General features: G+C 63.5%; 23 protein-coding genes and 1 pseudogene. 6 read left to right on the top strand and 18 right to left on the bottom strand.

Annotation, left to right across the window (positions count from 1 at the left end):
• The first annotated feature begins 69 nt into the window (after positions 1–69).
• Both xseA and ACX93L_RS08120 read left to right on the top strand, forming a co-directional pair.
• Entirely contained in the window at positions 70–1,707 is a 1,638-nt protein-coding gene (gene xseA / locus ACX93L_RS08115) for an exodeoxyribonuclease VII large subunit (RefSeq protein ID WP_459404386.1), read from the top strand.
• Between the two features lie 253 nt (positions 1,708–1,960).
• Positions 1,961–2,302, top strand: coding sequence for a hypothetical protein (locus ACX93L_RS08120; RefSeq protein ID WP_459404387.1), 342 nt, complete (start codon positions 1,961–1,963; stop codon positions 2,300–2,302).
• Positions 2,303–2,345: 43 nt separating this feature from the next.
• Here the strand turns inward: ACX93L_RS08120 and ACX93L_RS08125 are convergent, their stop codons facing one another.
• Both ACX93L_RS08125 and ACX93L_RS08130 read right to left on the bottom strand, forming a co-directional pair.
• Positions 2,346–3,602, bottom strand: coding sequence for an aminopeptidase (locus tag ACX93L_RS08125; protein WP_459404388.1), 1,257 nt, complete (start codon positions 3,600–3,602; stop codon positions 2,346–2,348).
• An 86-nt stretch (positions 3,603–3,688) separates the two neighbouring features.
• Entirely contained in the window at positions 3,689–4,360 is a 672-nt protein-coding gene (locus tag ACX93L_RS08130) for a glutathione S-transferase family protein (RefSeq protein ID WP_459404389.1), read from the bottom strand.
• A 24-nt stretch (positions 4,361–4,384) separates the two neighbouring features.
• On the opposite strand from ACX93L_RS08130, the gene ACX93L_RS08135 reads away from it, so the two are divergent.
• On the top strand, positions 4,385–4,894 hold the full coding sequence (locus ACX93L_RS08135) for a MarR family winged helix-turn-helix transcriptional regulator (RefSeq protein ID WP_459404390.1): 510 nt from the start codon (positions 4,385–4,387) through the stop codon (positions 4,892–4,894).
• An 18-nt stretch (positions 4,895–4,912) separates the two neighbouring features.
• Here ACX93L_RS08135 and ybaK read toward each other — a convergent pair whose 3' ends face one another.
• Entirely contained in the window at positions 4,913–5,386 is a 474-nt protein-coding gene (ybaK, locus tag ACX93L_RS08140) for a Cys-tRNA(Pro) deacylase (RefSeq protein WP_459404391.1), read from the bottom strand.
• Positions 5,387–5,390: 4 nt separating this feature from the next.
• Positions 5,391–5,741, bottom strand: coding sequence for an ArsC family reductase (locus ACX93L_RS08145; protein ID WP_459404392.1), 351 nt, complete (start codon positions 5,739–5,741; stop codon positions 5,391–5,393).
• Positions 5,742–5,884: 143 nt separating this feature from the next.
• Here ACX93L_RS08145 and ACX93L_RS08150 point away from each other — a divergent pair, with 143 nt between their 5' ends.
• Positions 5,885–6,406, top strand: a complete 522-nt coding sequence (locus ACX93L_RS08150; protein WP_459404393.1) for a MarR family winged helix-turn-helix transcriptional regulator — start codon at positions 5,885–5,887, stop codon at positions 6,404–6,406.
• A gap of 255 nt (positions 6,407–6,661) precedes the next feature.
• Here the strand turns inward: ACX93L_RS08150 and ACX93L_RS08155 are convergent, their stop codons facing one another.
• Positions 6,662–7,609, bottom strand: coding sequence for a sensor domain-containing diguanylate cyclase (locus ACX93L_RS08155; protein ID WP_459404394.1), 948 nt, complete (start codon positions 7,607–7,609; stop codon positions 6,662–6,664).
• A gap of 118 nt (positions 7,610–7,727) precedes the next feature.
• On the bottom strand, positions 7,728–9,296 hold the full coding sequence (locus ACX93L_RS08160) for a methyl-accepting chemotaxis protein (protein ID WP_459404395.1): 1,569 nt from the start codon (positions 9,294–9,296) through the stop codon (positions 7,728–7,730).
• Positions 9,297–9,757: 461 nt separating this feature from the next.
• Here ACX93L_RS08160 and ACX93L_RS08165 point away from each other — a divergent pair, with 461 nt between their 5' ends.
• Entirely contained in the window at positions 9,758–10,654 is an 897-nt protein-coding gene (locus ACX93L_RS08165; RefSeq protein ID WP_459404396.1) for a Tll0287-like domain-containing protein, read from the top strand.
• Complete coding sequence (locus tag ACX93L_RS08170; RefSeq protein WP_459404397.1) at positions 10,651–12,177, top strand: mechanosensitive ion channel family protein; 1,527 nt, start codon at positions 10,651–10,653, stop codon at positions 12,175–12,177. Before ACX93L_RS08165 ends, ACX93L_RS08170 begins: the two co-directional genes overlap by 4 nt.
• A gap of 39 nt (positions 12,178–12,216) precedes the next feature.
• Here the strand turns inward: ACX93L_RS08170 and guaA are convergent, their stop codons facing one another.
• From guaA to queG, 12 genes and pseudogenes are all read right to left on the bottom strand, one after another.
• Positions 12,217–13,779 (bottom strand): glutamine-hydrolyzing GMP synthase, encoded by a 1,563-nt coding sequence (gene guaA / locus ACX93L_RS08175; RefSeq protein ID WP_459404398.1) that lies wholly within the window; start codon positions 13,777–13,779, stop codon positions 12,217–12,219.
• Between the two features lie 92 nt (positions 13,780–13,871).
• Positions 13,872–14,510 (bottom strand): 5'-methylthioadenosine/S-adenosylhomocysteine nucleosidase, encoded by a 639-nt coding sequence (locus ACX93L_RS08180; protein ID WP_459404399.1) that lies wholly within the window; start codon positions 14,508–14,510, stop codon positions 13,872–13,874.
• Complete coding sequence (locus ACX93L_RS08185) at positions 14,507–14,956, bottom strand: PaaI family thioesterase (protein ID WP_459404400.1); 450 nt, start codon at positions 14,954–14,956, stop codon at positions 14,507–14,509. The genes ACX93L_RS08180 and ACX93L_RS08185 overlap by 4 nt, the downstream gene beginning before the upstream one ends.
• An 86-nt stretch (positions 14,957–15,042) precedes the next feature.
• Entirely contained in the window at positions 15,043–15,495 is a 453-nt protein-coding gene (locus ACX93L_RS08190; RefSeq protein WP_459404401.1) for a TspO/MBR family protein, read from the bottom strand.
• A gap of 44 nt (positions 15,496–15,539) precedes the next feature.
• Positions 15,540–16,622 carry a DUF1513 domain-containing protein gene (locus ACX93L_RS08195; protein WP_459404402.1) on the bottom strand — a complete coding sequence of 361 codons (1,083 nt, stop codon included), beginning with the start codon at positions 16,620–16,622 and terminating at the stop codon, positions 15,540–15,542.
• A 3-nt stretch (positions 16,623–16,625) separates the two neighbouring features.
• On the bottom strand, positions 16,626–17,729 hold the full coding sequence (locus ACX93L_RS08200) for an imelysin family protein (RefSeq protein WP_459404403.1): 1,104 nt from the start codon (positions 17,727–17,729) through the stop codon (positions 16,626–16,628).
• The gene (locus ACX93L_RS08205) at positions 17,726–19,258 is read right to left on the bottom strand and encodes a di-heme oxidoreductase family protein (protein WP_459405350.1); all 1,533 of its coding nucleotides are present in this window, start codon (positions 19,256–19,258) and stop codon (positions 17,726–17,728) included. Before ACX93L_RS08205 ends, ACX93L_RS08200 begins: the two co-directional genes overlap by 4 nt.
• Positions 19,259–19,309: 51 nt before the next feature.
• A pseudogene (locus ACX93L_RS08210) lies at positions 19,310–20,587 on the bottom strand (imelysin family protein); the annotation flags it as partial.
• Positions 20,588–20,721: 134 nt separating this feature from the next.
• Positions 20,722–22,011 carry an RsmB/NOP family class I SAM-dependent RNA methyltransferase gene (locus ACX93L_RS08215; protein ID WP_459404404.1) on the bottom strand — a complete coding sequence of 430 codons (1,290 nt, stop codon included), beginning with the start codon at positions 22,009–22,011 and terminating at the stop codon, positions 20,722–20,724.
• Between the two features lie 100 nt (positions 22,012–22,111).
• A complete protein-coding gene (locus tag ACX93L_RS08220; protein ID WP_169591723.1) occupies positions 22,112–22,474 on the bottom strand; it encodes a septal ring lytic transglycosylase RlpA family protein in 363 nt (120 codons plus the stop codon).
• 343 nt (positions 22,475–22,817) lie between these two features.
• The gene (locus ACX93L_RS08225) at positions 22,818–23,711 is read right to left on the bottom strand and encodes an NAD-dependent epimerase/dehydratase family protein (RefSeq protein WP_459404405.1); all 894 of its coding nucleotides are present in this window, start codon (positions 23,709–23,711) and stop codon (positions 22,818–22,820) included.
• A 4-nt stretch (positions 23,712–23,715) separates the two neighbouring features.
• Positions 23,716–24,870 (bottom strand): tRNA epoxyqueuosine(34) reductase QueG, encoded by a 1,155-nt coding sequence (gene queG, locus ACX93L_RS08230; protein WP_459404406.1) that lies wholly within the window; start codon positions 24,868–24,870, stop codon positions 23,716–23,718.
• Positions 24,871–24,872 lie beyond the last annotated feature (2 nt).

Genomic DNA, 24,872 nt, shown 5'->3' on the forward strand with positions numbered 1-24,872 from the left:
CGATCCAAGGCAAGGGAGAGGGGTGCAAGCCTTGCTGATCTTCCCCGCTTTTTGCGTTACTAGAAGTCCATGACCAGTTTCTTCAGCGATGATTCGCCCACCAATCTCGCCGAGTTCACCGTCTCGGAGCTGTCCGGTTCGATCAAGCGGACGATCGAGACCGCCTTCGACCATGTGCGCGTGCGGGGCGAGATCTCCGGCTATCGCGGCCAGCACTCCTCCGGTCATGCCTATTTCAGCCTGAAGGACGACAAGTCGCGCATCGATGCGGTCATCTGGAAGGGGTCCTTTTCAAAGCTGAAATATCGGCCAGAAGAGGGCATGGAGGTGATCGCCACCGGCCGTATCACCACCTTTCCCGGCTCGTCGAAGTACCAGATCGTCATCGAGCAAATGGAGCCCGCCGGCGCCGGCGCATTGATGGCGCTGATCGAGGAACGCAAGCGTCGACTTGGCGCCGAGGGCCTGTTCGATCCCGCGACGAAGCAGCTGCTGCCCTACATGCCGAAGGTGATCGGCGTCGTGACGTCGCCGACCGGCGCCGTCATTCGCGATATCCTCCATCGCATCGCAGACCGCTTTCCGGTCCATGTGCTCGTCTGGCCCGTCAAGGTGCAGGGCGAGGGCTGTGGAGAGGAGGTGGCGAACGCCATTTACGGCTTCAATGCCATGGACCCGAGGAGTGACATCCCACGCCCTGACGTGCTGATCGTCGCCCGTGGCGGCGGAAGTCTCGAGGACCTCTGGGGCTTCAACGACGAGATCGTCGTGCGCGCGGCGGCGGCAAGCGTCATCCCGCTGATTTCGGCGGTTGGTCACGAGACGGACTGGACGCTCATCGACTACGCCGCCGACGTCAGGGCGCCGACGCCGACGGGCGCCGCCGAAATGGCGGTGCCGGTGAAGGCGGATCTCGTCGCTCAGGTCGCGAACCTCGCCGCGCGCCTCTCCGGAGCATCTTCCCGGCAGATGGAAACCCGCCGCCAGGGCTTGCGGGCGCTGGCGCGTGCGCTTCCCTCGCTCGACCAGCTTTTGGCCCTGCCGCGCCGCCGTTTCGACGAGGCGGCCGCCGGGCTCGGCAGAGGCCTCGAACTCAACACGATGGCCAAGCGCGGCGCCTTCGAACGGGCCGCGTCGCGCCTCTCGCCCGACATGCTGGCGCGGCGCCTCGGCGAGCGCCGCCAGCGCATAACCGAGCGGGCGGCCATAGCCGAGCGCATCGTCGAGAGGATGATCGACCGGCTGCGCGGACGCGTGAACGGCGCAGATGCGGTGCTGCGCAACGTGCCTGCAAGGCTGCGCACCCATACGGACCGCAGCCGCGATCGTCTGGACGGCCTGATCCGCCGCGCCGACAGTGCGCTCGCCAATGAATTACGCGCCCGCCGTGCGACTCTTTCCGGCCACGAGCGCATGCTGCAGTCGCTGTCCTACAAAAACGTGTTGATGCGCGGCTATGCGGTCATCCGCGACGCGGCGGACCGCCCGGTATCCCGGGCGGCCGCCCTTTCCGCCGGAGCGGCCATTTCCATCGAGTTTGCCGATGGCCGGCTGGGCGCCGTGACCGAGGGCGGTGACGGAACGCCCTCACGGCCATCCTCCCTCCCAGAAGCGCCTACCGCCGGCACCCTGGCGCCTGCGAGACCCGCCGCGCCGCGTGCGTCCAGGAAAAGCGATCCACCCGCCGGACAAGGAAGCCTGTTCTGACGGTGTCGGGAGGGCGGCAAGTCCTCTGCGTCACATGCGATGCGTGTACATCCTGGCCTGTCCCCTGAACCCCTCGACCATTGGCCGCGTTTTCACCGCCTCGTGATCGGCTGGCTGGCCTGTGCTGCGGGCGTGGCCATTTAAATGCCGGATCAAAGGCCTATCTCAACGGTAGCGACGTGATGTCCTTCCGGATGGTTCCCGTATCATTGCGGCAACGGACGACGGTCGCTCACGACAAGGAGAAAACACCATGAAGAGGTTTTCGGTCGCCATCTTGGGCGGCCTGATGATTTCGTCGAGCCTGGCCGCATCGGCCTTTGCCGATCAGGCGGATGTCGCGGCCATCCTGTTCGGCCGCAACTACAATGACGGCGTGACGGCCGTCTCCGTCTGGCCCGGCCATCGCGAAGGCGGCATGGGCGGTCCCTTCTCGCCGGAATTCCAGACGCCGGCCCGCCTGCAGGCGGCGCAGGCCGAGGTCGAGCGGGACGCAAGCCTCCAGGAAGCGCTGGCGCGGCGCCATATCGCCCCGCACAACGTGGTCTGGGTCCAAACCGCCGCAAACGGCGGCAGGATCATCTACTACCGTTGAGATTGGACGGCCCGCCGCTCCTGCGAGGGCGGGCCGCATCCTTTCAGGCCCATTCCCCCTTGCGCATGACCGGTACCCGCGCGCCGTCCGGCCGCACGCCGTCAATGTCGACCTCACCGGACCCGATCATCCAGTCGATATGGATCAGCGAGGAATTGCCGCCCTGTGCCTTGATCTGTTCCTGGGAGAGCGAGGCACCGTCGAGGAAGCACTTCGAGTAGCATTGGCCGAGCGCGATGTGGCAGGAGGCGTTCTCGTCGAAGAGCGTGTTGTAGAAGAGGATGCCGGAGGCCGAGATCGGCGAGGAATGCGGCACGAGTGCCACTTCGCCGAGACGTCGCGCGCCCTCGTCGGTATCGAGGACCTTGAGGAGGACTTCCTCGCCCCTGGTCGCCTTGGCCTCTACGATGCGGCCGCCCTCGAACCGGACCTGGATGTTGTCGATCAGCGTGCCCTGGTGCGACAGGGGCTTGGTCGAGGAGACATGACCCTCCACCTTCAGCGCATGCGGCGTGGTGAAGACCTCTTCCGTCGGGATGTTCGGATTGCAGGTGACGCCGTTCTTCGCGGTCGAGGCGCCGCCGTGCCATTCATGGCCGTCGGCGAGACCGACGGTCAGGTCCGTGCCCGGTCCGGTGAAGTGCAGGGCCGCGAAGCGTTCGTCGTTCAGCCAGCCCGAGCGTTTGCGGAGCTCTGCATTATGGGTGGCCCAGGCGGCGACGGGATCAGCCTCGTTGACGCGTGAGGCGGCGAAGATCGCCTCGGCCAGTTTCGCGACGGCTTCAGCCACCGGCACGTCCGGAAACACCAGTTTTGCCCAGGACGGGTTGGGGTAGGAGCAGATGTTCCAGTTGATGTCGAAATTGGAGATGTGCTCCAGCGCCGGCTTGTAGGCGATCGAATTGGCCTTGTTGGCGCGCGCCACCTTGGCCGGGTCCTGGCCGGCCAGCAGCATCGGATTGTCGCCGGCAATCGCCAGCCGTGCCGCCCCGCCCCCGAAGGCCTTGGCCATGCCGTCATAGAGCCAGCCGGATGCCTTGTCGAAGCTCTCGTCGGGCGCGTGGGCATAACGCGCCAGCGTCGTCTCCTCGTCGGCGTAGAGGGTGGTGACGAGACCGGCGCCGGCCATGTAGGCGTGTTTGGTGATGAGGCGTACCAGCGGCAATGCCGCGATCGGCGCGGTCATGACCAGATCCTGGTCCCTCTGCAGCTGGAGCCCGACCTTGACGGCCACTTCGGCGAGCTTGTCGAGGCGGACCGGGTCGACCGGGTCGATGGCGGTATGGAGAGGTGCGTTCATCGAATATCCTGCTTCCGTCGATTGCGTTCCGCCCTTTTAGGACGGATTCGGGCAAAACAGAAGACGGATGCGGTGCCGGCTGCCGTTCAGGCCGCCGGCTTCGCCTGCTTCAGGAGGACAGCGTCGTGCTTCTCCAGGAAGGCCATGAGCCGGTCCGCATAATCGTCGGCGATCGCGCCTTTGACGCTGGGGCGTGCAGCCAACGCCTGGCGCCATGCAGTCACTTTCGTTAGGCCGTCGAAGATCCGATGGTCGGCGAGCCTGTCGAACAGGTCGAAATAGCGGAAGATCGGCGCAAAGACCGCATCCACGAGGCTGAAATGTGCGCCGGCGAAGAATGGCCCGTCCCCGAGTTCGGCCTCCAGCGTCGCAAATTTGGAGGCGAGCACCTTGCTCTTGGCCTCCAGCGCCGCCTGGTCCTGGGTGGTTTCGAAGACCCAGAGATCGGAGAGGATTGAGGATCCGAACTCCATCCAGCCGCGATGACGGGCGCGCCGCAGCGGGTCGGCCGGGTGCAGCTTCTGGCCCGGTTGGGTCTCCTCCAGGTATTCGCAGATGACCGAGCTTTCGAACAGCACGTCCTGTTCGACCTGCAGGAGCGGAACCTTGCCGAGCGGCGATATTTTCAGGAACCAGTCCGGTTTTGCCGCAAGGTCGATGTTGATGCGCTCGAAGGGCACGTCCTTCTCGGCGAGTGCGATGGCGGCTCGCTGGACATAGGGGCACAGGTGGTGGCTGACGAGGCGTAGTTCGGCCATGAGATGACCTCCTTGAGAGAATAGATGCATTTGCATGTAATTCATCTTGCGGAGATCGTCAAGATGCATGTAATTGCATCTATGTCCGACGAAAAGAAGACCGCTCCGTGTTCCGCCGCGCGCGCCACGGAACTCTGGGTGACGCTGGCGCGCGCGCAGCAGCGGGTACTCGCGGCGATGGAACGCGACCTGAAGGCGGCAGGCTTGCCACCACTCAGTTGGTACGACGTGCTGTGGGAGCTCGATCGCGCGGAAGACGGCCGCCTGCGCCCTTTCGAGATAGAAGAGCGCACCCTGTTGACCCAGTACAATCTGTCACGGCTGATCGATCGGCTGGAGAAGGAGGCGCTGGTGCGCCGCGAGGTGTTCGACCAGGACAGTCGCGGACGCTGGGTCCTGATCACCGAGGCCGGGCGGGAAAGGCGCGCGCGTATGTGGGCGATCTACGGGCGCTCGATCGAGGAGCATCTGGGCGCCCGGTTGAGCGAGGAGGAGGCGCAAATGCTGACAAGTCTGCTCAAGCGACTGGCTTGAGGCTCGGCCGCGCCGTAGTCAGGCGACCAGCGACGCGGCGATGGCACCCAGCGCCTTCAGCGCATCATGCGGCGAAAGCCGAATCTGGAGGCCGCGCTGCCCGCCGTTCATGTAGACCAGCGGTTCCGCCATCGACTCGATCTCGATCGCCGTCGGCACAAGCTTCTTCTGGCCGAAGGGGCTGATCCCGCCGACCACATAGCCCGTCGTCTTCTCGGCCACCGCCGGCTTCATCATCGCCGCATGCTTGCCTCCGAAGGCGGCGGCGAGCTTCTTCATGCTTACCTCCTTGTCGGAGGGCACGACGACGCAGACTGGCTTGCCGTCGAGTTCGGCCATCAGCGTCTTCAGCACGCGATGCGACGCCTCGCCGATCGCCTCCGCCGCCTGCAGCCCGATGCGTTCGGCGTTCGGATCATAGTCATAGGTCACGGTGGTAAAGGTCACCCCGGCCTTTTCCAGGAACTGGGTCGCGCGCGTCGTCTTCGCCATGAGATCAGGCCTTCAAAGCAGCGGCGTAGATTTCCGGCTTGAAGCCGATGAGTAGCGTGCCGTCGGCCTCCAGCACCGGCCGCTTGATCATCGACGGCTGGGCGAGCATCAGGGCGATCGCCTTCTCCTGGTCGAGATCGAGTTTCGCCTCGTCGGGCAACTTCTTGAAGGTGGTGCCGGCGCGATTGAGCACGGTCTGCCAGCCGGCCTCGGCGCACCAGCGCTCGAGATGGTCCCGGTCAATCCCAGAGATCTTGTAGTCGTGGAAGGCATAATCAATGCCGTGCTCTTCGAGCCACGCGCGTGCCTTCTTCATGGTGTCGCAATTCTTGATGCCGTAAAGCCGTGCCTGCATGGTCGAAGATCCGGGATGAAACAATCAATCCGCAGATAGCACGAGGCGGCGGTCAAACAAAATCCGCCTCGCGGCTCCGGCAAACGCTTTCTTGTGGTGGCCAAACGCACGAATTATATGCAAACTGCATATGGGAACAGAAAATGGCTGACGACACGGAAAAACTTCGCTTCGAAAACATCTTCGGCGCCATGAGCCTGGCGCTCGTCGACAAGCTCGAACGCGCCTATGAAGCCGATATCGGGCTTGGTCCCAGCTCGGTTGCCGCCCTGATCCAGATCGGCGCCGGCTCCGGCCTAACCATCGAGACGCTGCGGCGAATCATCGGTCTGTCCCATTCCGCCTCCGTGCGCCTCATCGATCAGCTGGAAGCCGCGGGTCTGGTCCTGCGCAGCGAGCCGGTTGATGGGGACCGGCGAGCGAAGGCTCTGAAGCTGACAGAGGCGGGGAGGGCATTGTACGGTCGCTGCAAGGAAGCGCGGCGCGGCGTGACGGAACGTGCCTTCGCGGTGCTCGACCCCGATGAAATGCAGTTGTTCGGCCGACTTGCGGAGAAGGTGCTGCCCGCACTTGTGGATCTCGGCGCCGACCAGGACGTCGTCTGCCGGGTCTGCGACGAATCGGTCTGCGTGCGGGCCCGCTGCCCGATCAGCCACATGAAGTGATGGCAGGTCCCGTCGTCTTGACACGATCCATATATATGCATAATGCATGCATATATATGGATCGGGAGAGGTGCTATGCGAAGACTTGTTCAATCAATTCCGGTCATGGCACGGCTGCTAAAACGTGCGGCACCGGCCAGCGACACCGCTCGCATTCCGCTGACAGAAACGGTGTTGCGCCAAGCCGTGAGGCTCGCCATAGCGGCCCGTTGCCGTCAGAAGGGCGATTGACATTGTTGAGACGCGGGGCCGAGCTCAAGCGGCGACCGTCGTCTCCCCGATCTGGGTGGCCACTCGGTTGCGTCCCCCGGCCTTTGCGGCATAAAGCGCCAGGTCCGCACGGCGCACGAGTTCATCGAGGCTTTCGTTCGCGTCTTGCGAAACTGTTACGCCGGCGCTGACCGACATCGGCAGCGCCAGACCATTTGCCGCGCCGAACCCCAGGACTTCGACATTGCGGCGGACAAGCTCGGCGACCGCAAGGGACCGGTCGAGCGTGGCATCCGGCATGATCGCGATGAATTCCTCGCCGCCCCACCGGGCGAGCAGGTCGTTGTCCAAGCCGATCGACTTCATGATATTGGCGAATTCGCAGATCACCGTATCGCCGACATCGTGCCCATAGCGGTCATTGATCGCCTTGAAGCCGTCGAGGTCGAAAAGAACCATGGCCACCGGACTGTGGTCGCGCCGGCATCGTTCGAGCTCGCGCCCGGCGAGATTGACGAAGGCTCGGCGGTTGTTGATCCCCGACAACGGATCGGTGTTGGCTAGGCGCTCGAGCTCGCTCTGATGATGATGTCGCTCTGTGAGATCGCGCAGCACCGCGATGAAGATGGGGCCGTCTGAACCGGACGTCCTGAGAATCGTCGCGCCGAGGCTGATCTCCGTGCCGTCGGCGCGGTAGCCGACGATGAAGGACTTGCGGCTTCCCATGTATTTCGCATCGACCGGCCCCTTCATGAAGCCTGCAAGATGATCACGGTGGGCGTGCCGGAAGCGGGGCGGCAGGATCGTGTCGATCGGCTGGCCGGCTAGCTCATCCGTGGATTGCTGGAACAGCGTGGCGGCCGAGGGATTACAGTAGAGGATCTTTCCGTGTGCATCGATGGCAATAATGCCGTCTTCCATCTCGGCGACGATCTTGCCAAAGACTTCACCATCAAGACGGGATGCCTGCTCGTTGAAGGATGAGCGAGCCAAGATGAAAATCCTCTTCCCTGAAATATTTCGGGTATTCGCAATATTCCGGTATTGAACCAGCTTTTCGTTAATGGAGCTTTGCCGGGAGGGGAGCGGACGTCCGGTCCGCTCCCCTTGGTCAGGCGGCCGGCCGCCGCTGCGGAGCGGTGGCGGCGAAGGTTTCGGGCATGCGGTCGGCCCGGTCGATCTCGAACTGTTGCACCATTCCGACGATGCGGCCGATCTCCGTTGACAGCGCATGGGTGGCTGCCGTGGACTGCTCGACCATCGCGGCATTCTGCTGGGTCGCCTGGTCCATGCTGTTGACCGCCGCGTTGATCTCCTTCAGCGACGTCGACTGTTCGCGGGCGGCTTGCACGATTGCACCGATATGGTGGTTGAGTTCCCGTACGTCCTCGACGATGCCGTCGAGCGCCTTGCCGGTCTGGCCGACGAGTTCGACGCCGCTGCGGACCTGCTCGCCCGACCGCGTGATGAGCTCCTTGATTTCCCGTGCCGCCTGCGCCGAGCGCTGGGCGAGCTCGCGGACCTCCTGGGCGACGACGGCAAAACCCTTGCCGGCCTCACCCGCGCGCGCCGCCTCGACACCGGCATTGAGCGCGAGCAGGTTGGTCTGGAAGGCGATGTTGTCGATCACGCCGATGATGTTGCCGATAGCACTGGAGGAGGCCTCGATCGCATCCATGGCCTCGACCGCTTGCCGCACCACGGCACCTGAGCGCTCGGCGCCGTTCCTCATCCGGTCGACCAGCTTGCCAGCCTCGTCGGCCCGGCGGGTCGAGTCTCCGACGGCCGTCGTGATCTCCTCGAGCGATGCGGCGGTCTCCTCTAGCGAGGAGGCCTGACGTTCGGTGCGCTTGGCAAGATCTTCCGCCGACTGGCGGATCTCGCTGCTGCCGGCGTTGATATGGCGGGTTCCACTCTCGATTTCGCCGATGGTCGTGGCCAGCTGGTGCATGGCATCGTTGAAGTCGTGGCAGACCGAGAGATAGGCCTCCGGAACGTCGTGGCTCATGCAGTGGGTGAGATCCCTGTCGGCGAGCCGGGCCATGGCATGGCCGAAGATGCCGCAGACCAGGTTGCGCTCCGCCGCGATCGCTTCGGCCTGGGCCTTCTGCTTGGCGGCCTCCGCCTCGTCGATATAGACCGAGATGGCAAAGTCCATGTCTAGCATGACGGCCTTGATCAGCGCACCGAGCACGCGGCCGGTTTCGTCTGCTTTTGCGCGTCCGCTGGCAAATATTCCCTGGCTGCCGAAAGCCTGGGTCACCACTTCGCGAACCAGATGGTCGAGCACGATGGCATAGCCGCCGATATACCATTGCGGCTCCAGTCCGATGCGGGCATGAACCGTGCCGATCGCCTTCACCTTGGCGACATAATCCTCGCTGAGATCGCCGGCCGAGATGTTCGACCAGTGGTTCATCTGTGCGCCCTTGGCGCGATCGATGTGGGTGTCTGAGGAAAAGAAGTGGCGAACCTCCGGCGTTGCCCGCAGCTTCTCGTAGAATTTGTCGAGGCCCTTGGGCAGTTCGCGATCGATCAGGGGCTTGATGCTCCGGATGCTGTCGAGATCGGCCCGGCTGATCTGCATGAAATCGAGACGCCGCCCCACCGACCGGCTGTCAGATTCGCTTTGCGCATTCTTGGAATCCGACTGAACGGATTGTTGCTTCAAACTGGTCATGGCGGTCCCCTCGCCGGTGAATGAATTTTCTGAAATATTGACCTCTTCTAATATTGTGTTCTGGGTCATCTGCGAAGATTATAGAGTGATATGATTTATAAATGGTAAGTTCTAAATATTATTCTTTAGAAAGATTGAATAATATTGAAATATTGAAGTATAAAATACCGCAATGCGATATAGGAATTGATTATCGTCAAATTATTGCGGATCTTTTTTGCTTTTATTCGTTTCATGCGGAACTGTTTTTGCGATGCATCATCGACGTCGCCCGATCTCGTTGCATTGGCGAGGGGAAGCAGGCGCGACGTAGAGCCGGCCAGACCGCAAACCTGATGGGTCCAGAATTGGCGGTTGAAATGCCTTCTGGCGCTGTCATCGTGCAATCATGCTGCACTGCAATGCGGGCCCCGCCCGTTGACCGGCGGCGAGGATGATCCACTCCAATTGGCGGGGCGTCTATGCGCATCGAGTTTCGTTTCGGCCTGATCCTGGCCGTCTGTTTCGTCTTCGGCCTGGCCATTGCCGGCTACATCTCGTTCACGCTGGAGTTCCGCCAGGCGCGCGCCGAGGTGAACGAGAAGTCCCGCGTCCTGCTGGAGACAGGCCTCGCCCTGCGGAGCTACACGAGCAAGGAAGTGGCGCCGCTCGTCAAGAAGCTCGGCTACGAGGAGTTCCACCCGCAGATGGTGCCGTCCTACGGCGCCCAGACCACGCTCGGTTTCCTGCGCGATCGTTTCCCCGACTATCGCTATCGCGAGGCGTCGCTCAACCCGACCAATATCGCCGACAGGGCCAATGACTGGGAGGTGACGCTGCTGCAGACCTTCCAGCAGGATGCCGAGTTGAAGGAATTGTCGGGTGAGGTCGGTGCAGGCGCGGACAAACGCTTCTATCTCGCCCGACCGCTGCGCATGCCGAGCACCGACTGCCTGCAGTGCCACAGCACGCCGGACGTGGCCCCCGCATCCATGGTCGCCAAGTATGGTGCCAACGGCTTTGGCTGGAAGATGGGAGATGTCATCGGCATGCAGCTCGTCGAGGTTCCCGTCCTTGGCCCCAACACCCAGGCCATGAAGGGTCTGTTGGTGACATTGGGCGCGCTCACCTGTGTCTTCATTCTCTCGCTGTCCGTCTTCCTGCTCCTGCTGCGCCGCTACGTCACCCATCCGCTCGAGGCGATCACGCGGCGCACCATATCGACCAGTCTCGCTCCGGAGCGCCACGAGACGGGTGAGCGCACACCGCTCAACGGGCAGTTCCATGATCTGGAACAGTCGATCGGCCGCCTGCGCACCAGTCTGAACGAAGCGCTGAGGCTGCTCCCCGATCTCGGAAAACGGAAGAATGGGCCATGAGCTACGTCTTCTCCGCTCTTCTGGTTGCCCTGACGGCGCTGACCTGGCTTCTCTTCGTCACGCTCGCGCCGGACGCCGACGACTGGTCGCTCCTGCTGCGCGAGGCTGCCTACTTTCTGACGGCAATCAGCGTGGCACGCATTGTCGAGGTGCTGGTCAACAGCTTCGTCGACGATGCCGACGGCAACAGCCGCACAACCGACCTCGTCAAGGTCATGAGTTCCATCGTCATCTATGTCGCGGCCGTTCTGGTCTGGCTGCATTACGGGCTTGCCTTCGACATTACCAACCTGCTCGCCACCTCGGCGATCGTCTCGCTGGTCATCGGCTTCGCCCTGCAGAACACGCTCGGCAATCTTTTCTCGGGCCTGTCGCTGGAGCTCGAGCGGCCCTTGCGAGCCGGCGACTTCATCCGCAAGGGAGCGATTGAAGGAGAGGTCGAGGCCTTGAAATGGCGCTCGATCTTCCTCAGGACGGCCGATGGCGGCACCGTCGTTCTGCCCAACAGCGCACTCGCCACCGATGCGGTCGAAGTCGTGCGCCGCGGCGCACCCTTTCGCAGCCAGGCGACATTCCACGTACCGGCCGACATCCCGCCGATGATCGTTCTGGAAACGGTGCGGGAGGTGCTCGCGAACGGCGTACCCGGCGTTACCGACGACCCACCCGGAAGTGCGGTCGTCCTTGGCACTGAGGCGCAGACGGGCGTCATCCGCTACGGAGCCCGCTTCTACAGCCTGCGCCCGATCGAACTCTCTCGCCAGACATCCGCGGTCCTGACCGGCATTTGGTATGCCCTCGACCGGCGGGGCATTCCGATGACCGCCGCCCCCGAGAGTCTCGGTTTGCCGACGGGCGCTGCACCGCGCTGGAGCCGCCGCGGCGGATCGGTGATGTCCACGGAGCTCGGGAACTGGGGCACTCTTCTCCGCTTCGGCCCGGGCGAGGCGCTGCCGGCTGACCTGACCGGGATCGTCGTCGATGGCATGCTACGGGAAGAGGTGCTGGCGGACGAATTTGATCTCTCCGGTGCGGTCGGCGCGCTCCTGGAGGCGGATCATGGCGTCGAGCGACTGTCGCGGCTCGATCCGGCTCTGCTGCGCGAGATTTCACGGCAGGCGGCCGTGTTCCTCGGGCCGATCGCCTTCACGCTGGCCGAGCACTTCGCTGGTCTGACGGACGATCCCTTCTTCGTCTATCAGGCGCTGGCGACACGCATTCCCGAAGACGCCGACAAGACGCGCTTCCTCGTACTTGCGCCGGCCCGGCCGGTGCGCAGGCTGGGGCCGGGCGCCCCCGTCGGTTGGGCCGGCTACCTGGGCCTGGAGCTGATGGCGGCCCGGCGGCGAAGCGTTCCGGTGCAGGCGGACGTCATGGCGTTCGACCGCGACGGACTGGCTAAGTTGATGGCCTCGCCGGAAGGGGAACATCTCGTCGATCGTCTGGCGCGGTTGCCCCAGTTGCACGACCGGTCACGCGAGGCGATCCGCGACCTGTTGATCGCGTCGGCAAGGGACGCCTGAACCGGACGTGAAAAGAGCCCCGGAAGGGGCTCTTTGTCGTCATTCCCACTCGATTGTGCCGGGCGGCTTCGACGTGACGTCGTAGACGACGCGATTGATGCCGCGGACCTCGTTGATGATGCGGGTTGCCGCACGGCCAAGGAATTCCATGTCGTAGTGGTAGAAATCCGCGGTCATGCCGTCGACCGAGGTGACTGCGCGGAGCGCGCAGACGAATTCATAGGTCCGCCCGTCGCCCATGACGCCGACGGTCTGGACCGGCAGCAGCACGGCGAAGGCTTGCCAGATGGCATCGTAGAGGCCGGCCTTGCGGATCTCGTCGAGATAGATCGCGTCTGCCTCGCGCAGGATGTCGAGCTTTTCGCTTGTCACGCCACCCGGGCAGCGGATGGCAAGACCCGGTCCCGGGAACGGATGACGGCCGATGAAGCTATCGGGCAGGCCGAGCTCCTTGCCGAGCACGCGGACCTCGTCCTTGAACAGCTCGCGCAAGGGTTCGACGAGCTTCATGTTCATGCGCTCGGGCAGGCCGCCGACATTGTGGTGCGACTTGATCGTCACCGACGGGCCGCCGGTGAAGGAGACGCTCTCGATCACGTCCGGATAAAGCGTGCCCTGGCCGAGGAACTCGGCGCCGCCGAGCTTCTTGGCCTCGTCCTCGAAGGTTTCGATGAACAGGCGGCCGATGATCTTGCGCTTGGTTTCCGGATCGGAAACCCCTTCCAGCTCGCCGACGAACCGGTCGACGGCGTCGACGTGGATGAGGTGGAGGTTGTAGTGCTCCTTGAACATGGCGACGACATTGGCCGCCTCGTCCTTGCGCATCAGGCCGTGGTCGACCAGGATGCAGGTCAGCTGGTCACCGACGGCTTCATGGATGAGCAGCGCTGCGACGGAGGAGTCGACCCCGCCCGAAAGGGCGCAGATGACGCGCTTGTCGCCCACCTGTTCGCGGATCTGCTGAACGGCCTTGGCGCGATAGGCGGACATCGTCCAGTCGCCGTGAATGCCGGCGATCTTCTGGACGAAGTTCTGGATCAGCTTGGCGCCGTCCGGCGTGTGCACGACTTCCGGGTGGAACTGCACGGCGTAATACTTGCGTTTCTCGTCGGCGATGAAGGCGAACGGCGCGTTGGACGAGGTTGCGACCACCTCGAAGCCCGGCGGGATCGCGGTGACGCGGTCTCCATGCGACATCCACACCTGGTGGCGCGAGCCGGCCGACCACAGGCCTTCGAACAGCGGGCATTCCTTGTCGATTTCGAGGAAGGCGCGTCCGAACTCGCGGTGATGACCGCTCTCGACCTTGCCGCCGAGCTGGGCGCACATGGTCTGCTGGCCATAGCAGATGCCGAACACCGGAAGGCCGCTGTCGAAGATCATCTGCGGGACGCGCGGGCTGCCTTCGTCGAGCGTCGAGGCGGGACTGCCCGACAGGATGATCGCCTTGGGGTTCAACCGGCGGAAGCCTTCCTCCGCCGACTGGAAGGGAACGATTTCGCAATAGACGCCGGCTTCGCGGACGCGCCGGGCGATGAGCTGCGTCACCTGGCTGCCGAAATCGATGATGAGAACGCTGTCGGGATGTGCTGTCTGGGTCATGGCGAGGCTTTAAAGAAAACCGCCGGTTCTTTCAATCGGAGAATTGTGCCGATTGTCCGCAATTCGGGCAGTTTCGCGCCCTTTTGCCGGTTTCAGAACCAGAAGACGCCATCCTCGAGCGCATCGAACAGCGTGTCGACGGCGAGTGCGAGCTTGCGGTCGACTACATGGAGATACTCCTTCCAGTCGTCGATGTGATTGAGTTCGTTTCTGCCGTCCGAGATGCCGCGCAGACCGATCAGCGGTAGGTTGAAGGCATGGCAGGACCGGAGCACGGCAAAGGTTTCCATGTCGACCATGTCCGCGTCGATCGCGTCATACGCCGCGCCAGAGACGATATTGGCGCCGGTCGAGAGCGTTGCGGTGGACACGCCGGGAATGCGCAGCGGCAGCTCGATCGCCGCCGGCATGTCGAGGAAAGGGGTTCGACCCTTTTCGAAGCCGAGCGGGGAGGCGTCCATGTCGCGATAGGAGACATGCGAGGCCTGGTAGACCTCCGTCTGTTCCAGCCTGGCCGAACCGGCGGAGCCGAGCGAGACCACGAGATCGGGCCGTTCGCCCTCTTCCTCGAGCTTGGCGAGCGTCCGGGTCAGAACGACGGCGGCCTCCACGGGCCCGACGCCCGTCATCAGCGGATCGATCCGCGAACGCAGGAACGGACCGTATTCGGCGTCGACCGCCATTACGAACAGGATGGATTTGCCGGAGACCGATTTCAGTTCGAAGCTCATCCGGTGATGCCCTCGCGGCCGCGAACCACCATCATCGTGCTCGTCATCGATGCGATGAGCTTGGCCGGGCCGTCGCTTAGCGCATAACCCCGTCCGTCGGCGACGATGATCGTCGAGCCGGGCTTGGTGATCTCGCCGCGAAACAGGAAGCGGTCGCCCTTGCCCGGCGACATCAGGTTTACCTTGAACTCGATGGTGAGCAGCGATACGTCCGGCTCGATCATCGTGTAGGCGCTGTAGGTGCAGGCGCTGTCGAGCGCCGCCGAGATTACGCCGGCATGCAGGATCCCGTGCTGCTGGGTCAGTTTCTCGTCGAAGGGCAGTTCGATCTCCACGACACCCTGGCTGACACTGGTCAGTTCGGCGCCGAGCGTGTGCATCGCTCCCTGCCGCGCAAAGCTCTGCCGGATCCGCTCGTGCACGGTGTCGCTGTTGATTTCACTCATGTAGTCGCCCCTCTCGCGGTTGCGAAAGTGGCATGGCGGCCGCACTTCGGCAAGCGGCCGGAGCAGGAATTCCCGAGCCTTTGTCGTCAGTTCAGAAGGAAGATCGCCGCATTGAGCAGTGCCGCGAAACTGACCCAGGCGAGATACGGTAGGAACAGCAGCCGTGCCGGCCGGTCGATGGTCCCAGCCTTCCAGACGAAGCCCGCGACGGCGACGAGAAGGGCGATGATCACCAGGAGGGCAAGGCCCGGAGCCTGAAGCCCGAAGAAGGCCGGCGACCAGGCGAGATTGAGGACCATCTGGGCGAACCAGGCCTGCATGGCGAAGGATGCGGGCGCGACCAGCCATATGCGCGCACCGGCAATCGCGATCAGCACGTAGAGAATGGTCCACACGGGGGCGAAGACCCAAGCCGGAGGATTGAAGAACGGCTTTGCCAGCTGCTGGTACCACTCGCCCGGCATGTTCGAAACACCGGAAAGGATGCCGAGGCCGACGACGACGAAGAGAAAGATCAGATAGGTGAAAATCTTGCGCATGGAACACAAGATAGGGCGCTCCGCGTGCTCGCCAAGGGGCGCTTTCAAGCGATCCGGACGATGTGCTGGTCCCAGGCGACAGGACTCTTCGTTGCTTCGAAACGGCCGTCATAGGAGGAGACGGCAAAGCCGGAAGGGGCGGGGGCGATGCCGGCCGCGTCCGTGACTGTGGTTGTCGAAACAATCGCACCGTTGCGCTGGTCGAAGGTGACGGCAAGGCCGCCCTTCGGCGAGGTGACCCCCACCAAGCCTTGCTGCCGGTTGACGGCGATCGCGCCAACATAGTTGGCAAGGCCTGCGGTGATCTCGTCGGGCAGACTGACGAAGGAAAGCGCCTCGCCCTTGGCGAAATGACCGACCAGCGGCGGGCTGTCGTTGCGCGAGCCTTCATACTGACAGGCGAACCAGATTCGCCCGTTGTCGGCGACATCAAGGTGGCGCGTCGAGAGCTGGCTCAGTTCGCGGGGCATCACGTGCTTCTCGATGAGCGCCCCGCTTTTCGCGTCGGCGATCACGAGTGACGGTTCCATGTGGTCGAGATTGAGCTTGGTGCGACCGAAATCCGGATGGGTCTCGATGCCGCCATTGGCAATGATCAGAAGTTTCCCGTCGTCGCTGACGGTCATGTCGTGGGTGCCGATGCCGTGCGCCTCGAATTCGCCGATCCGACGGAAGCCGTCGGCTGCGTCATAGACGCCGATCATGCCGCGATTGGCGTCGAAATCGTTTTCGCTTGCATAGAGCAGCCGCCCGTCGGGCGAGAAATGGCCATGGCCGAAGAAATGCCGGTTGTCCGGTGCTGCGATCGGCACCGGTTCGGAGCGCCGCGCCGCGTCGAACACCACCGCAAAGGTGCCCGGTCGGCGGGCAAAGGCGACCGTTTTGCCGGTTGCCGGACTGTATCCCAACCCGTGAATGCGGTCGGGCAGGTCGATCTTTTCGATGAAAGTGCCGTCTTCCCCGATCAGCCCGACACCGTAGCGTCCGTCCGGATCACGGAAGCCGGAGGCGAAGACGGCATCGGCGCGCTCAAGGGCGAAAAGTGCACGCGGCGCAAGAGACGCCATGAAGGCCGCGCCCGCAGCCTTGATGAACGACCGCCGGTCGATCAGCGCACTCCTGCCCATGGATCAGTCCCCGTCAGAGAAGGAGAAACCGGCGGCAAGGCCGATGGCGCCGCCATAGTCGTTGTTGAGGCGCAGGATCAGGTCCTTGCTGTTCAGCAGAAGGAAATCGAGTTTGGCGCGTTCGGCGGGATCCGTGACGGCCTTCTCTACGTCGGGATCGATGGTTCCGGCGACCCGGCTCAGCGACTTGGCGACGAAATCGATGGAGGAGACGATGGAACGCGTGTCCTCGTTCACCAGTTCGACCATGCCGGACACCTTGAGCAGGGTCCTTAGCCCCTCGATGTTGCCCTCAATTGAAGCCCAGGTCTTGCCGGAGCGCCAGTAGATCGCCTGCTTGGGGAAGGTGTTGTTTTCCTCGCCCTTGTAGAAGTTCTCGATCCGCTGGTCGCGGATCGTCTCCGCGCCGTGCACGAGAATGCCGAGCAGTTCGGTGATTGCCTCGCGGCCGTCGCGGAACACCGGGTTTTCCGGGCCGGGATGTTTCCAGGCGTCCTGGATGCCGCCGGGACGATCCCATTCTGTGACGAGTTCGTCGCCGAGGCGAACGAGGTTACCGGCGATCGCCGCCCCGTAGCGGCATCGGAAGCCGTCCTTTTCCGTCGAGAGCTTTTCGGAGCCGGTGCCGTAGAGCACGAATTCAAGCGCGCCCAGTCCCTGCATGGCGACGCTCTTGTCCTTGAGCGTGGCGACCGACGTGGCGCTTTCGTCCGGCTTGGCCAGCACGGCCTGAACCTGTTTCAGGCCGGTGCTCTTGCGGTCGGGATAAAAGAGGATGCGTTCAAAGCGATTGTTCTCGATGATCGGGCCGACCCGGACGATCTCGATCGTCGACCAGGCTGCGACGGTCTTGCCGAAGGCGTCACGGGCCGTCTGCAAACCCGCCTCGGTCGGCGCGGCGCAGAACGCGTGCATGTCCTTCTCGAGCAGGGAAGCCTCGTCGCGGAAATGGCGGTAGCCCGGGCGGATGAAGTCGTCGACCGCCTTCTGCAGCACCGCCGGAACCGCCTCCGTGTGGAGTGAGGGCGGCGCGAGCGTGGCATCCTGGGCCAGCGCTGTTGTGGCAAGGCCGAGTGCGGTGAGAAGGCCGAAGAGAATTGGCTTCATAGGGACTCCAGGAACGTAGTGAGCGCCTTGCGCTCGTCGGGCGACAACGCGGCGAAGCGATCGCGGGCGGCCTGGGCTTCCCCGCCGTGCCAGAGAATGGCTTCCGTCAGGTTGCGCGCGCGGCCGTCGTGAAGAAAGAACGTATGCCCGTTTACTTCGTCGGTCAGACCGATACCCCAGAGTGGCGGCGTGCGCCACTCCCTGCCGCTTGCATCGCCGACCTGCTGGCCATCGGCGAGCCCTTCGCCCATGTCGTGCAGCAGGAAGTCGGAATAGGGCCAGATCAGCTGGAAGGCCTGGGCCTTGTTGCCCGCCTTGCGGCTTGTCACGTATTTCGGTGTGTGGCAGGCAACGCAGCCGGCGCCGTAGAACAGGGCCTTGCCCTTGAGCACCGTGGCGTCGTCGACGTTGCGGCGTGCCGGCGGCGCGAGATTTTCCGAATAGAAGGTCACGAGATCGAGAACCGGATCCGGCGCCTCGGTGTCGCCAAGCCGCGCCTGGACACCGTTCTGCAAGGACAGGCAGTCCTTCTGCGCCGGCGTACAGTCGCCCCAGTGGCTCGGGGCGTCCGGGGAGGAAATGCCGATGTCACCCTTGAAGGCGCTGGCGCTCTGGTCGCGCACCGACGCATTCTGTGCCTTCCAACCGAAGCGACCGAGTTTCAGTTCGCCGGTCCGATGATCGCGCGCGCGGGCGACGCGTCCGGATATGCCGTCGCCGTCGGTGTCGTCTGGATCGGCCTTCGCCAGAATGTCGGCGTCCGTGATCGCCTCGATCAGCCCCATGCCGATCATCGGGTTGGCGATCCGGGGCGAAAGGGTGGTCGCGGGATCGAGCGGCCCGTAGGCGAGATCGCTCACCGCGTAGCTCGGTCTGCGCAGCGACACCGTCTCGCCGCCGGCAAGCGTCACCGCTTCCTCCGTATAGGAGATCGTCATCCGGCCCTCGGCGGCGAGTCCCGGAACCGCAAGATCCTGCAGCTGCGCGCCATAGACCGGGTCAGGAAAGTTCACGACCTTGAGGTCGGCCACCGCCTTACGCTCGTCTTCAGTCTGCGCCGGACGGCCCAGCCTGAGGAACATCGAGGTCGCGTCGCTCGCGCCCTCGGGCGGATGGCCCCGCCCGTCCTTCAGGTGGCAGCTCTGGCAGGCGCGGGCGTTGAAAAGCGGGCCGAGGCCGTCTGAGGCCTGCGTCGATGAAGGCGAGGAGACCCAGAACTTGCGGAACAGCGCGTTACCGAGCTTGAAATCCTCTTCCTCGGAAAAGGTGATGTTCGAGGAGAAGTGCGAGAACGCGTCCGCGCTAATCGGCTTGGTCGAGGTCGCCGCCCCGCCCTGCATCACCTCGAACTGCTCCGGTTTCGTAAACTCCGTCGCCGGCTGGGTGACTTTCTCGACTCGCTTGAGGTCCTTCGGGGAAAGGTCGGTCCGCCGGACATCATTTTCGGTGGCACCACCGCCGGCCGAGACAAGGACGATGGTGGTTGCCAGCAAGAGGCGTCTGGCCAGGTGATTGGGCATGCGGGACATGATGATGAAAATCGGGCCACCGGATCGATCCGGTGGCCCACCCTTGTCTTCTTGGAACAAGGCGTTAGGGTTATCCAGGCTATCGGAGCCTTCAAGCTCGACCTTGCCGAGATCCAGCGACGCAATGACGCGTTCGATGGTCTTGGTTTGGTCGATAAGGCCGTCGATGGCGGCCTGGACGGTGGCATTGCCCTCGGCATTGCCTTCGCCGATCATCTGGTCATAAGCCTCGACAGTTTCCGCGCGTTTTGCCATCGCGTTCATCGCGTCCAGCGTCTTGGTCAGCTTCGCCTTCATCTCGGTGTCGAGAGCTGCATCCTTCGCAGCCACGAGCTCGGAAAGCGACGGGCCGGTCAGCTTCGTGCCGTCGGTGCGGGTGTATTCGCCGGTATAGGCCGAGGCAATGCCGACGGCATCGTTGAGATGCGAGGCATGCGTGTTGTCGGAGAAGCAGTCATGCTCTTCTTCCGGGTCATGCAGCAGCACGCCGAGCTTCATGCGCTCGCCGGCAAGCTCGCCATAGGACAGCGAGCCCATGCCGGTCAGGATGGCGGCGATACCGGCCTTCGGATCGGCGGTGACATGCTTGGTTGCTTCCCCATCTGCAGCCCAGGCGGTCACCATCTCTTCGAGATCGGAGACGAGCCGGGAGGAGGCGGCCTTCAGGTAGGCGGCGCGGCGATCGCAATTGCCGCCGGTGCAGTTCTTCGCGTCGAAATCGGTATAGGGGCGATTGCCTGCGCCCGGCCCGGTGCCGTTGAGGTCCTGTCCCCAGAGCAGGAACTCGATCGCATGGTAGCCGGTGGCGACGTTGGCTTCAACTTCGCCAGCCTCATGCAGTGTTTCGGAGAGGAATTCGGGCGTGATGTTCGTTGCGTCCACATCCTTGCCGCCGATCTTGATCTTCGGATTGGCGATCACGTTTGCAATGAACAGCGAGTTCTCGTCGCTCTCGGTGCCGTAGGACGCATCCACATAGTCGATCAGGCCTTCGTCGAGCGGCCAGGCGTTGACCTTGCCTTCCCAGTCGTCAACGATCGGGTTGCCAAAGCGGTACACTTCCGACTGCTGGTAGGGCACGCGGGACTTGATCCATGCGGCGCGGGCGGCCTTCAGCGTGTCTTCGCTCGGGGTTGCGATCAGTGCGTCGATGGCGGCGTCAAGGGCTTTCGCCGTAACCAGCGCGTCCTCGTACTTGGCATGCGCCAGCTCTGCATAGTGCTTCAGAACGGCTGCCGGATCGGTGGCAGCTGCGGCGGGACCGGTCATGAACGTTGCCGACGCGACCAGAAGCGCGAGCGACGCGCCGATGATGGTTTTCCGGGACATGGTCTCTCCTTTGACGCCGAGGCGCCGTCTCCGTGTGAACGAACGGAGCTGTCTTGGCCGAAAAAGAAACTGGTGTCAAATAGTCCAGTATCGCAATCCGGCCGACGGCTTGCCTTTCGTCAAGATGGAGCCCGTCAGCCCTTGCGGCGCATGCGGCAGAAGAAGAAGCCGTCGGTGTCGGTCGATGCCGGGCTGAGCGTTACCGTCAGGCCGTTCTGCGACAGCGGGCGGGGCGCATCCTTGGCAAACAGCTTGTCCCAGGTTTCGAGCGCCGGAGCGATCGAGAACTCCGGGTTGGCGGTGCAGAAGGCGCTCGCCTGGGCATCGTTTTCCTCCGGCAAGAGGGAACAGGTGACGTAGAGAAGTTCGCCACCCGGCCGGACATAGCCGGACGCCTCGGTCAGCGCTTCCTGCTGCTGGCTCACGCGTTCCTGGAGGTTACGGGCCGTGAGACGCCATTTGGTGTCGGGGCGGCGGCGCCAGGTGCCGGTGCCTGTGCAGGGCGCATCGACCAGCACGCGGTCGAGCTTGCCCTTGATGGCGGCAAGCCCCTTGGCGCTATCATGCACCTGCACATTGTGGGTTCCGGCGCGCTTCAGCCGTTCGATGATCGGAGCCAGCCGCTTGCGATCCGCGTCGTAGGCGTGCACCTGGCCCTTGTTGTGCATGGCTGCTGCCATGGCAAGCGTCTTGCCGCCGCCGCCGGCACAGAAATCCAGCACCTGGTCGCCTTCGCGCGCGTCGACGAGATCGGCGACGATCTGCGAGCCTTCGTCCTGCACCTCGAACCAGCCCTTCTGGAAGCTGAGTTCGGCAGTGACGTTGGGCAGACGCGAGGCCCCTTCGCCGGCAGGCACACGCATCCCGAAACGGGCGATGCGTGCTGCCTGAGCGCCGGCGCGATCCAAGGCCTTCAGAACCTTGTCACGATTGGCCTTGAGGGTGTTGACCCTGAGGTCGAGGGTCGGCCGGCCGGCAAGCGCCCGGGCTTCCTCGATCCAGTTGTCGCCGAAGGCTGTTTCGAACGAGGACTGAATCCATTCGGGAATGTCGCCTTGAACGTGAAGCGGCGCGTCCTCGAGCCGTCGTGAGGCAATGGCGGCGATCTGCGCGTCATTCAGCGGTGCAGGGGCGAAATTGTCGCCGTCGAATTCGGAGGCGAGCCGTTCGGGGGAGTAGCCCCACTGGCGAATGAGGACTGCCCAGCCGAGCGAGGCGGCGCTGTCGTCGTCCATCAGCCAGGCATGGGAGAGTTTCTTGCGAAGCGCGTCGTAGACGATGTTGCCGATGGCGGCGCGGTCGCCGGAGCCGGCGAAGCGATGGGCGAGGCCCCAGTCCTTCAACGCGTCAGCGACAGGGCGACGCCGCGCTTCAATGTCATCCAGTACTTCGATCGCACCGGCAAGGCGGCCGCCCAAACGCATGTTCATTCTCCTGAGCTCGAAGTGAGCGTGGTAACGGCGAACCGTTTGAAGAGCAAGCGTCTATGCGGCCGGTCGAATGCAATGGGCGCGGCGGACCGGATCAGCCGATGATTTCGTAGCAGACCTTGCCGTGGCCGGAGCGGATCATGCCGATGTTTTGGGCGGCAGCCTTCGAAAGGTCGAGCACTCGGCCGCGGATGAACGGGCCGCGATCGTTGATGCGGACCACCACGCTCTTGCCGTTCTTGGCATTGGTGACCTTGAGCTTGGTGCCGAAGCGGAGCGACTTGTGGGCCGCGGTGAGGTTCGACGGGTTCATACGTTCACCGGAAGCTGTCTTCGAATGGAGCGCATACCAGGACGCGCCGCCGCATGAAGAGGCCGCATGGGCCGACAGCGGCAGGAAAGCAGTAAGTGCAATTATTGTTGCCGCGGTGAATGTAGAGCGCCGGATATTCGTCAATGTGCATTTCCCTAGTCGTTGACACGAGCCAAAATTTGCTTGGCGACGCTAAAACGAGGCGAAAAATGGCAAAAACGTGCCTTTTAGCGATCACGTAATGTTTCGTGATGTAACATTTGTGATCGATAGCGATCGATCTATCCGGTTCAGATTTTGGTAACTTTTTGGAAAAACGGTTTGTTTACAGGCGAAAAGCGGAACGCCATTCCGGACGAATCCCAAAATGGGGCGATCACGAAGAAAATGACGAAAAAAAATTCCACTGCGCCACATTTGCCGCCCGAAATGTGAAGTTTCGGGGGCAAACGGCGGTGGATCGCGCGACTGGAGGTCGCTTGTCTCTTCAGAACGCGCCCGCCGGGTCTTTGTTCCAGCGTCCGCCTGCCCATAGATCTGCCAGAGACTGGCGATAGTCAGGGTAGCGGAAGGCAAAACCGAGCGCCCGCAGGCGGGCATTGGAGACCCGCTTGTTTTCGCCGTAGAAGGAGCGTGCCATGGGGCTCAACTCGGCGCTGTCGAAATCCTGTTCCGGCGGCGGCGCGACGCCCATGAGGCGCGCGGCTTCCGTCACGACGTCCTGCGGCGGGCAGGGCTCGCTGTCGGTGACATTGTAGATCCCCGGCCGGTTGTCCGCCGCAAGGAAGGCGGTCGCCGCGGCGATATCCTCGACGCGGATGCGATTGAACACCTGATCCTTCTTGACGAGGCGCCGGGCCGTTCCGTTGCTGAGGTTGACGAAGGTGTTGCGCCCGGGACCGTAGATTCCCGAGAGGCGCAGGATCGAAAGCGGCAGGCCGTGCCGGCCGGCAAGTTCCTGCCAGGCGCGCTCGGCCTCGACACGCTCCACCGAACGCTGCGAAACGGGTCTCAGCGCCGCCTCCTCATCGACCCAGCCGCCGCCATGATCGCCGTAGACGCCGACGGTCGAGAGATAAGCGATCCATTCCAGCTTCGGCATCACCGACCGCAGGTCTTCCTCGGCAAATGTCCGGATCAGCGGGTCGCCGCCCCGTCCCGGCGCGATTGACTGGACGAGATGGGTGATGCTCGCAAGCTCGGCTCTCAGATCGGCGTTCAGCCCATCGCCATCGAACAGGAAGGGCGCGATGCCGCAATCGGCAAGGGCCGCCTGCTTGTCGGCGCTTCGGGTCGTGCCGGCCACATGGTGACCGCCCACCGCAAGAAGCCGGCCGATGGCTTTTCCCGAGTAACCGGCTCCGAAGATCATCACGCGCATGCTCTCACTCCACCCTTGTCCATTCTTCCCTGACGTCCGGTTCCGCCTCGCCCGGCAGGCGTGTCTGGCGAAGCGCGGCGAATGTATCGCCCGGCAGCAGCCGTGACAGCGCCCAGACCGCCATGCCCCGCACATCCGGCGACGCGTCGTCGAGCAGGGACGTGCACGGTCCGACCAGCACGCCGGCCCCGGAATTGCCGGCGGCAATCAGGCAGTTGCGCACAAAACGGTTACGTCCGATGCGCTTGACCGGAGAGCCGCTGAACAACGCGCGAAATTCGGCATCGTCGAGCGCCAGGAACGGGGCAAGATCCGGCGCGAGGAGATCGTCGCGGGCCTTCAACTTCATTTCGCTGGCTTGCCGGGCGAACTTGTTCCAGGGGCAGGCCGACAGGCAGTCGTCACAGCCATAGATGCGGTTGCCGAAGGCGGGCCGCAGTGCGGGATCGATGGTGCCCTTGTGCTCGATCGTGAGATAGGAGATGCAGCGGCGTGCATCGATCCTGTAGGGCGCCGGAAAGGCCGCCGTGGGGCAGGCGTCGAGGCAGGCCCGACACGAGCCGCAGTGATCGATCTCCGCGTCGTCGATTTCGAGATCGGCGGTGGTGAATAGGCTGCCGAGAAAGAGCCAGGAGCCGAATTCGCGGCTGACCAGATTGGTATGCTTGCCCTGCCAGCCGAGCCCGGCGGCGGCTGCCAGCGGTTTTTCCATCACGGGCGCGGTATCGACGAAGACCTTGACGTCGGCGCCGGCACGCGCGGCAAAGCGGGTGGCAATCTCCTTGAGCTTGCCTTTCATGATGTCGTGGTAGTCGCGATTTCGCGCATAGACCGAGATCGCACCCTTGTCGGGATGGTCCTGCAAGTCACGGGGATCGAGGTCCGGCCCGTAGTTCATCGCGAACATCGCGATCGACCGAACCTCGGACCAAAGCACCCGTGGATCGGAACGGCGCTCATAGGTTTCCGGCATCCACGCCATCGTGCCGTGATAGCCGGCGCCGATATACTCGGCCAGCCTTTGCGGCGCGTCGGGAATGGACGAGGGAAGCGTGATGCGGCAGAGATCGAAGCCCTGGGCGGCTGCCTCCTGTCTTAGGAAGGCGGCGAGAGACGCTCGACGCTTCTCGTTCTTCTGATCGGCCTGCTCCGCCGGCATGG

This window comes from Rhizobium sp. CAU 1783, assembly GCF_054551725.1.

What these genes read in the sequence shown, in the direction of transcription:
- guaA (WP_459404398.1), bottom strand. Translation starts at nt 13,779, where the DNA reads ATGACCCAGACAGCACATCCCGACAGCGTTCTCATCATCGATTTCGGC.
- ACX93L_RS08185 (WP_459404400.1), bottom strand. Translation starts at nt 14,956, where the DNA reads ATGAGTGAAATCAACAGCGACACCGTGCACGAGCGGATCCGGCAGAGC.
- ACX93L_RS08150 (WP_459404393.1), top strand. Translation starts at nt 5,885, where the DNA reads ATGGCTGACGACACGGAAAAACTTCGCTTCGAAAACATCTTCGGCGCC.
- ACX93L_RS08200 (WP_459404403.1), bottom strand. Translation starts at nt 17,729, where the DNA reads ATGAAGCCAATTCTCTTCGGCCTTCTCACCGCACTCGGCCTTGCCACA.
- ACX93L_RS08215 (WP_459404404.1), bottom strand. Translation starts at nt 22,011, where the DNA reads ATGCGTTTGGGCGGCCGCCTTGCCGGTGCGATCGAAGTACTGGATGAC.
- ACX93L_RS08165 (WP_459404396.1), top strand. Translation starts at nt 9,758, where the DNA reads ATGCGCATCGAGTTTCGTTTCGGCCTGATCCTGGCCGTCTGTTTCGTC.
- ACX93L_RS08225 (WP_459404405.1), bottom strand. Translation starts at nt 23,711, where the DNA reads ATGCGCGTGATGATCTTCGGAGCCGGTTACTCGGGAAAAGCCATCGGC.
- ACX93L_RS08160 (WP_459404395.1), bottom strand. Translation starts at nt 9,296, where the DNA reads ATGACCAGTTTGAAGCAACAATCCGTTCAGTCGGATTCCAAGAATGCG.
- ACX93L_RS08145 (WP_459404392.1), bottom strand. Translation starts at nt 5,741, where the DNA reads ATGCAGGCACGGCTTTACGGCATCAAGAATTGCGACACCATGAAGAAG.
- ybaK (WP_459404391.1), bottom strand. Translation starts at nt 5,386, where the DNA reads ATGGCGAAGACGACGCGCGCGACCCAGTTCCTGGAAAAGGCCGGGGTG.
- ACX93L_RS08190 (WP_459404401.1), bottom strand. Translation starts at nt 15,495, where the DNA reads ATGCGCAAGATTTTCACCTATCTGATCTTTCTCTTCGTCGTCGTCGGC.
- queG (WP_459404406.1), bottom strand. Translation starts at nt 24,870, where the DNA reads ATGCCGGCGGAGCAGGCCGATCAGAAGAACGAGAAGCGTCGAGCGTCT.
- xseA (WP_459404386.1), top strand. Translation starts at nt 70, where the DNA reads ATGACCAGTTTCTTCAGCGATGATTCGCCCACCAATCTCGCCGAGTTC.
- ACX93L_RS08170 (WP_459404397.1), top strand. Translation starts at nt 10,651, where the DNA reads ATGAGCTACGTCTTCTCCGCTCTTCTGGTTGCCCTGACGGCGCTGACC.
- ACX93L_RS08195 (WP_459404402.1), bottom strand. Translation starts at nt 16,622, where the DNA reads ATGGGCAGGAGTGCGCTGATCGACCGGCGGTCGTTCATCAAGGCTGCG.
- ACX93L_RS08135 (WP_459404390.1), top strand. Translation starts at nt 4,385, where the DNA reads ATGCATTTGCATGTAATTCATCTTGCGGAGATCGTCAAGATGCATGTA.
- ACX93L_RS08125 (WP_459404388.1), bottom strand. Translation starts at nt 3,602, where the DNA reads ATGAACGCACCTCTCCATACCGCCATCGACCCGGTCGACCCGGTCCGC.
- ACX93L_RS08120 (WP_459404387.1), top strand. Translation starts at nt 1,961, where the DNA reads ATGAAGAGGTTTTCGGTCGCCATCTTGGGCGGCCTGATGATTTCGTCG.
- ACX93L_RS08130 (WP_459404389.1), bottom strand. Translation starts at nt 4,360, where the DNA reads ATGGCCGAACTACGCCTCGTCAGCCACCACCTGTGCCCCTATGTCCAG.
- ACX93L_RS08180 (WP_459404399.1), bottom strand. Translation starts at nt 14,510, where the DNA reads ATGAGCTTCGAACTGAAATCGGTCTCCGGCAAATCCATCCTGTTCGTA.
- ACX93L_RS08205 (WP_459405350.1), bottom strand. Translation starts at nt 19,258, where the DNA reads ATGTCCCGCATGCCCAATCACCTGGCCAGACGCCTCTTGCTGGCAACC.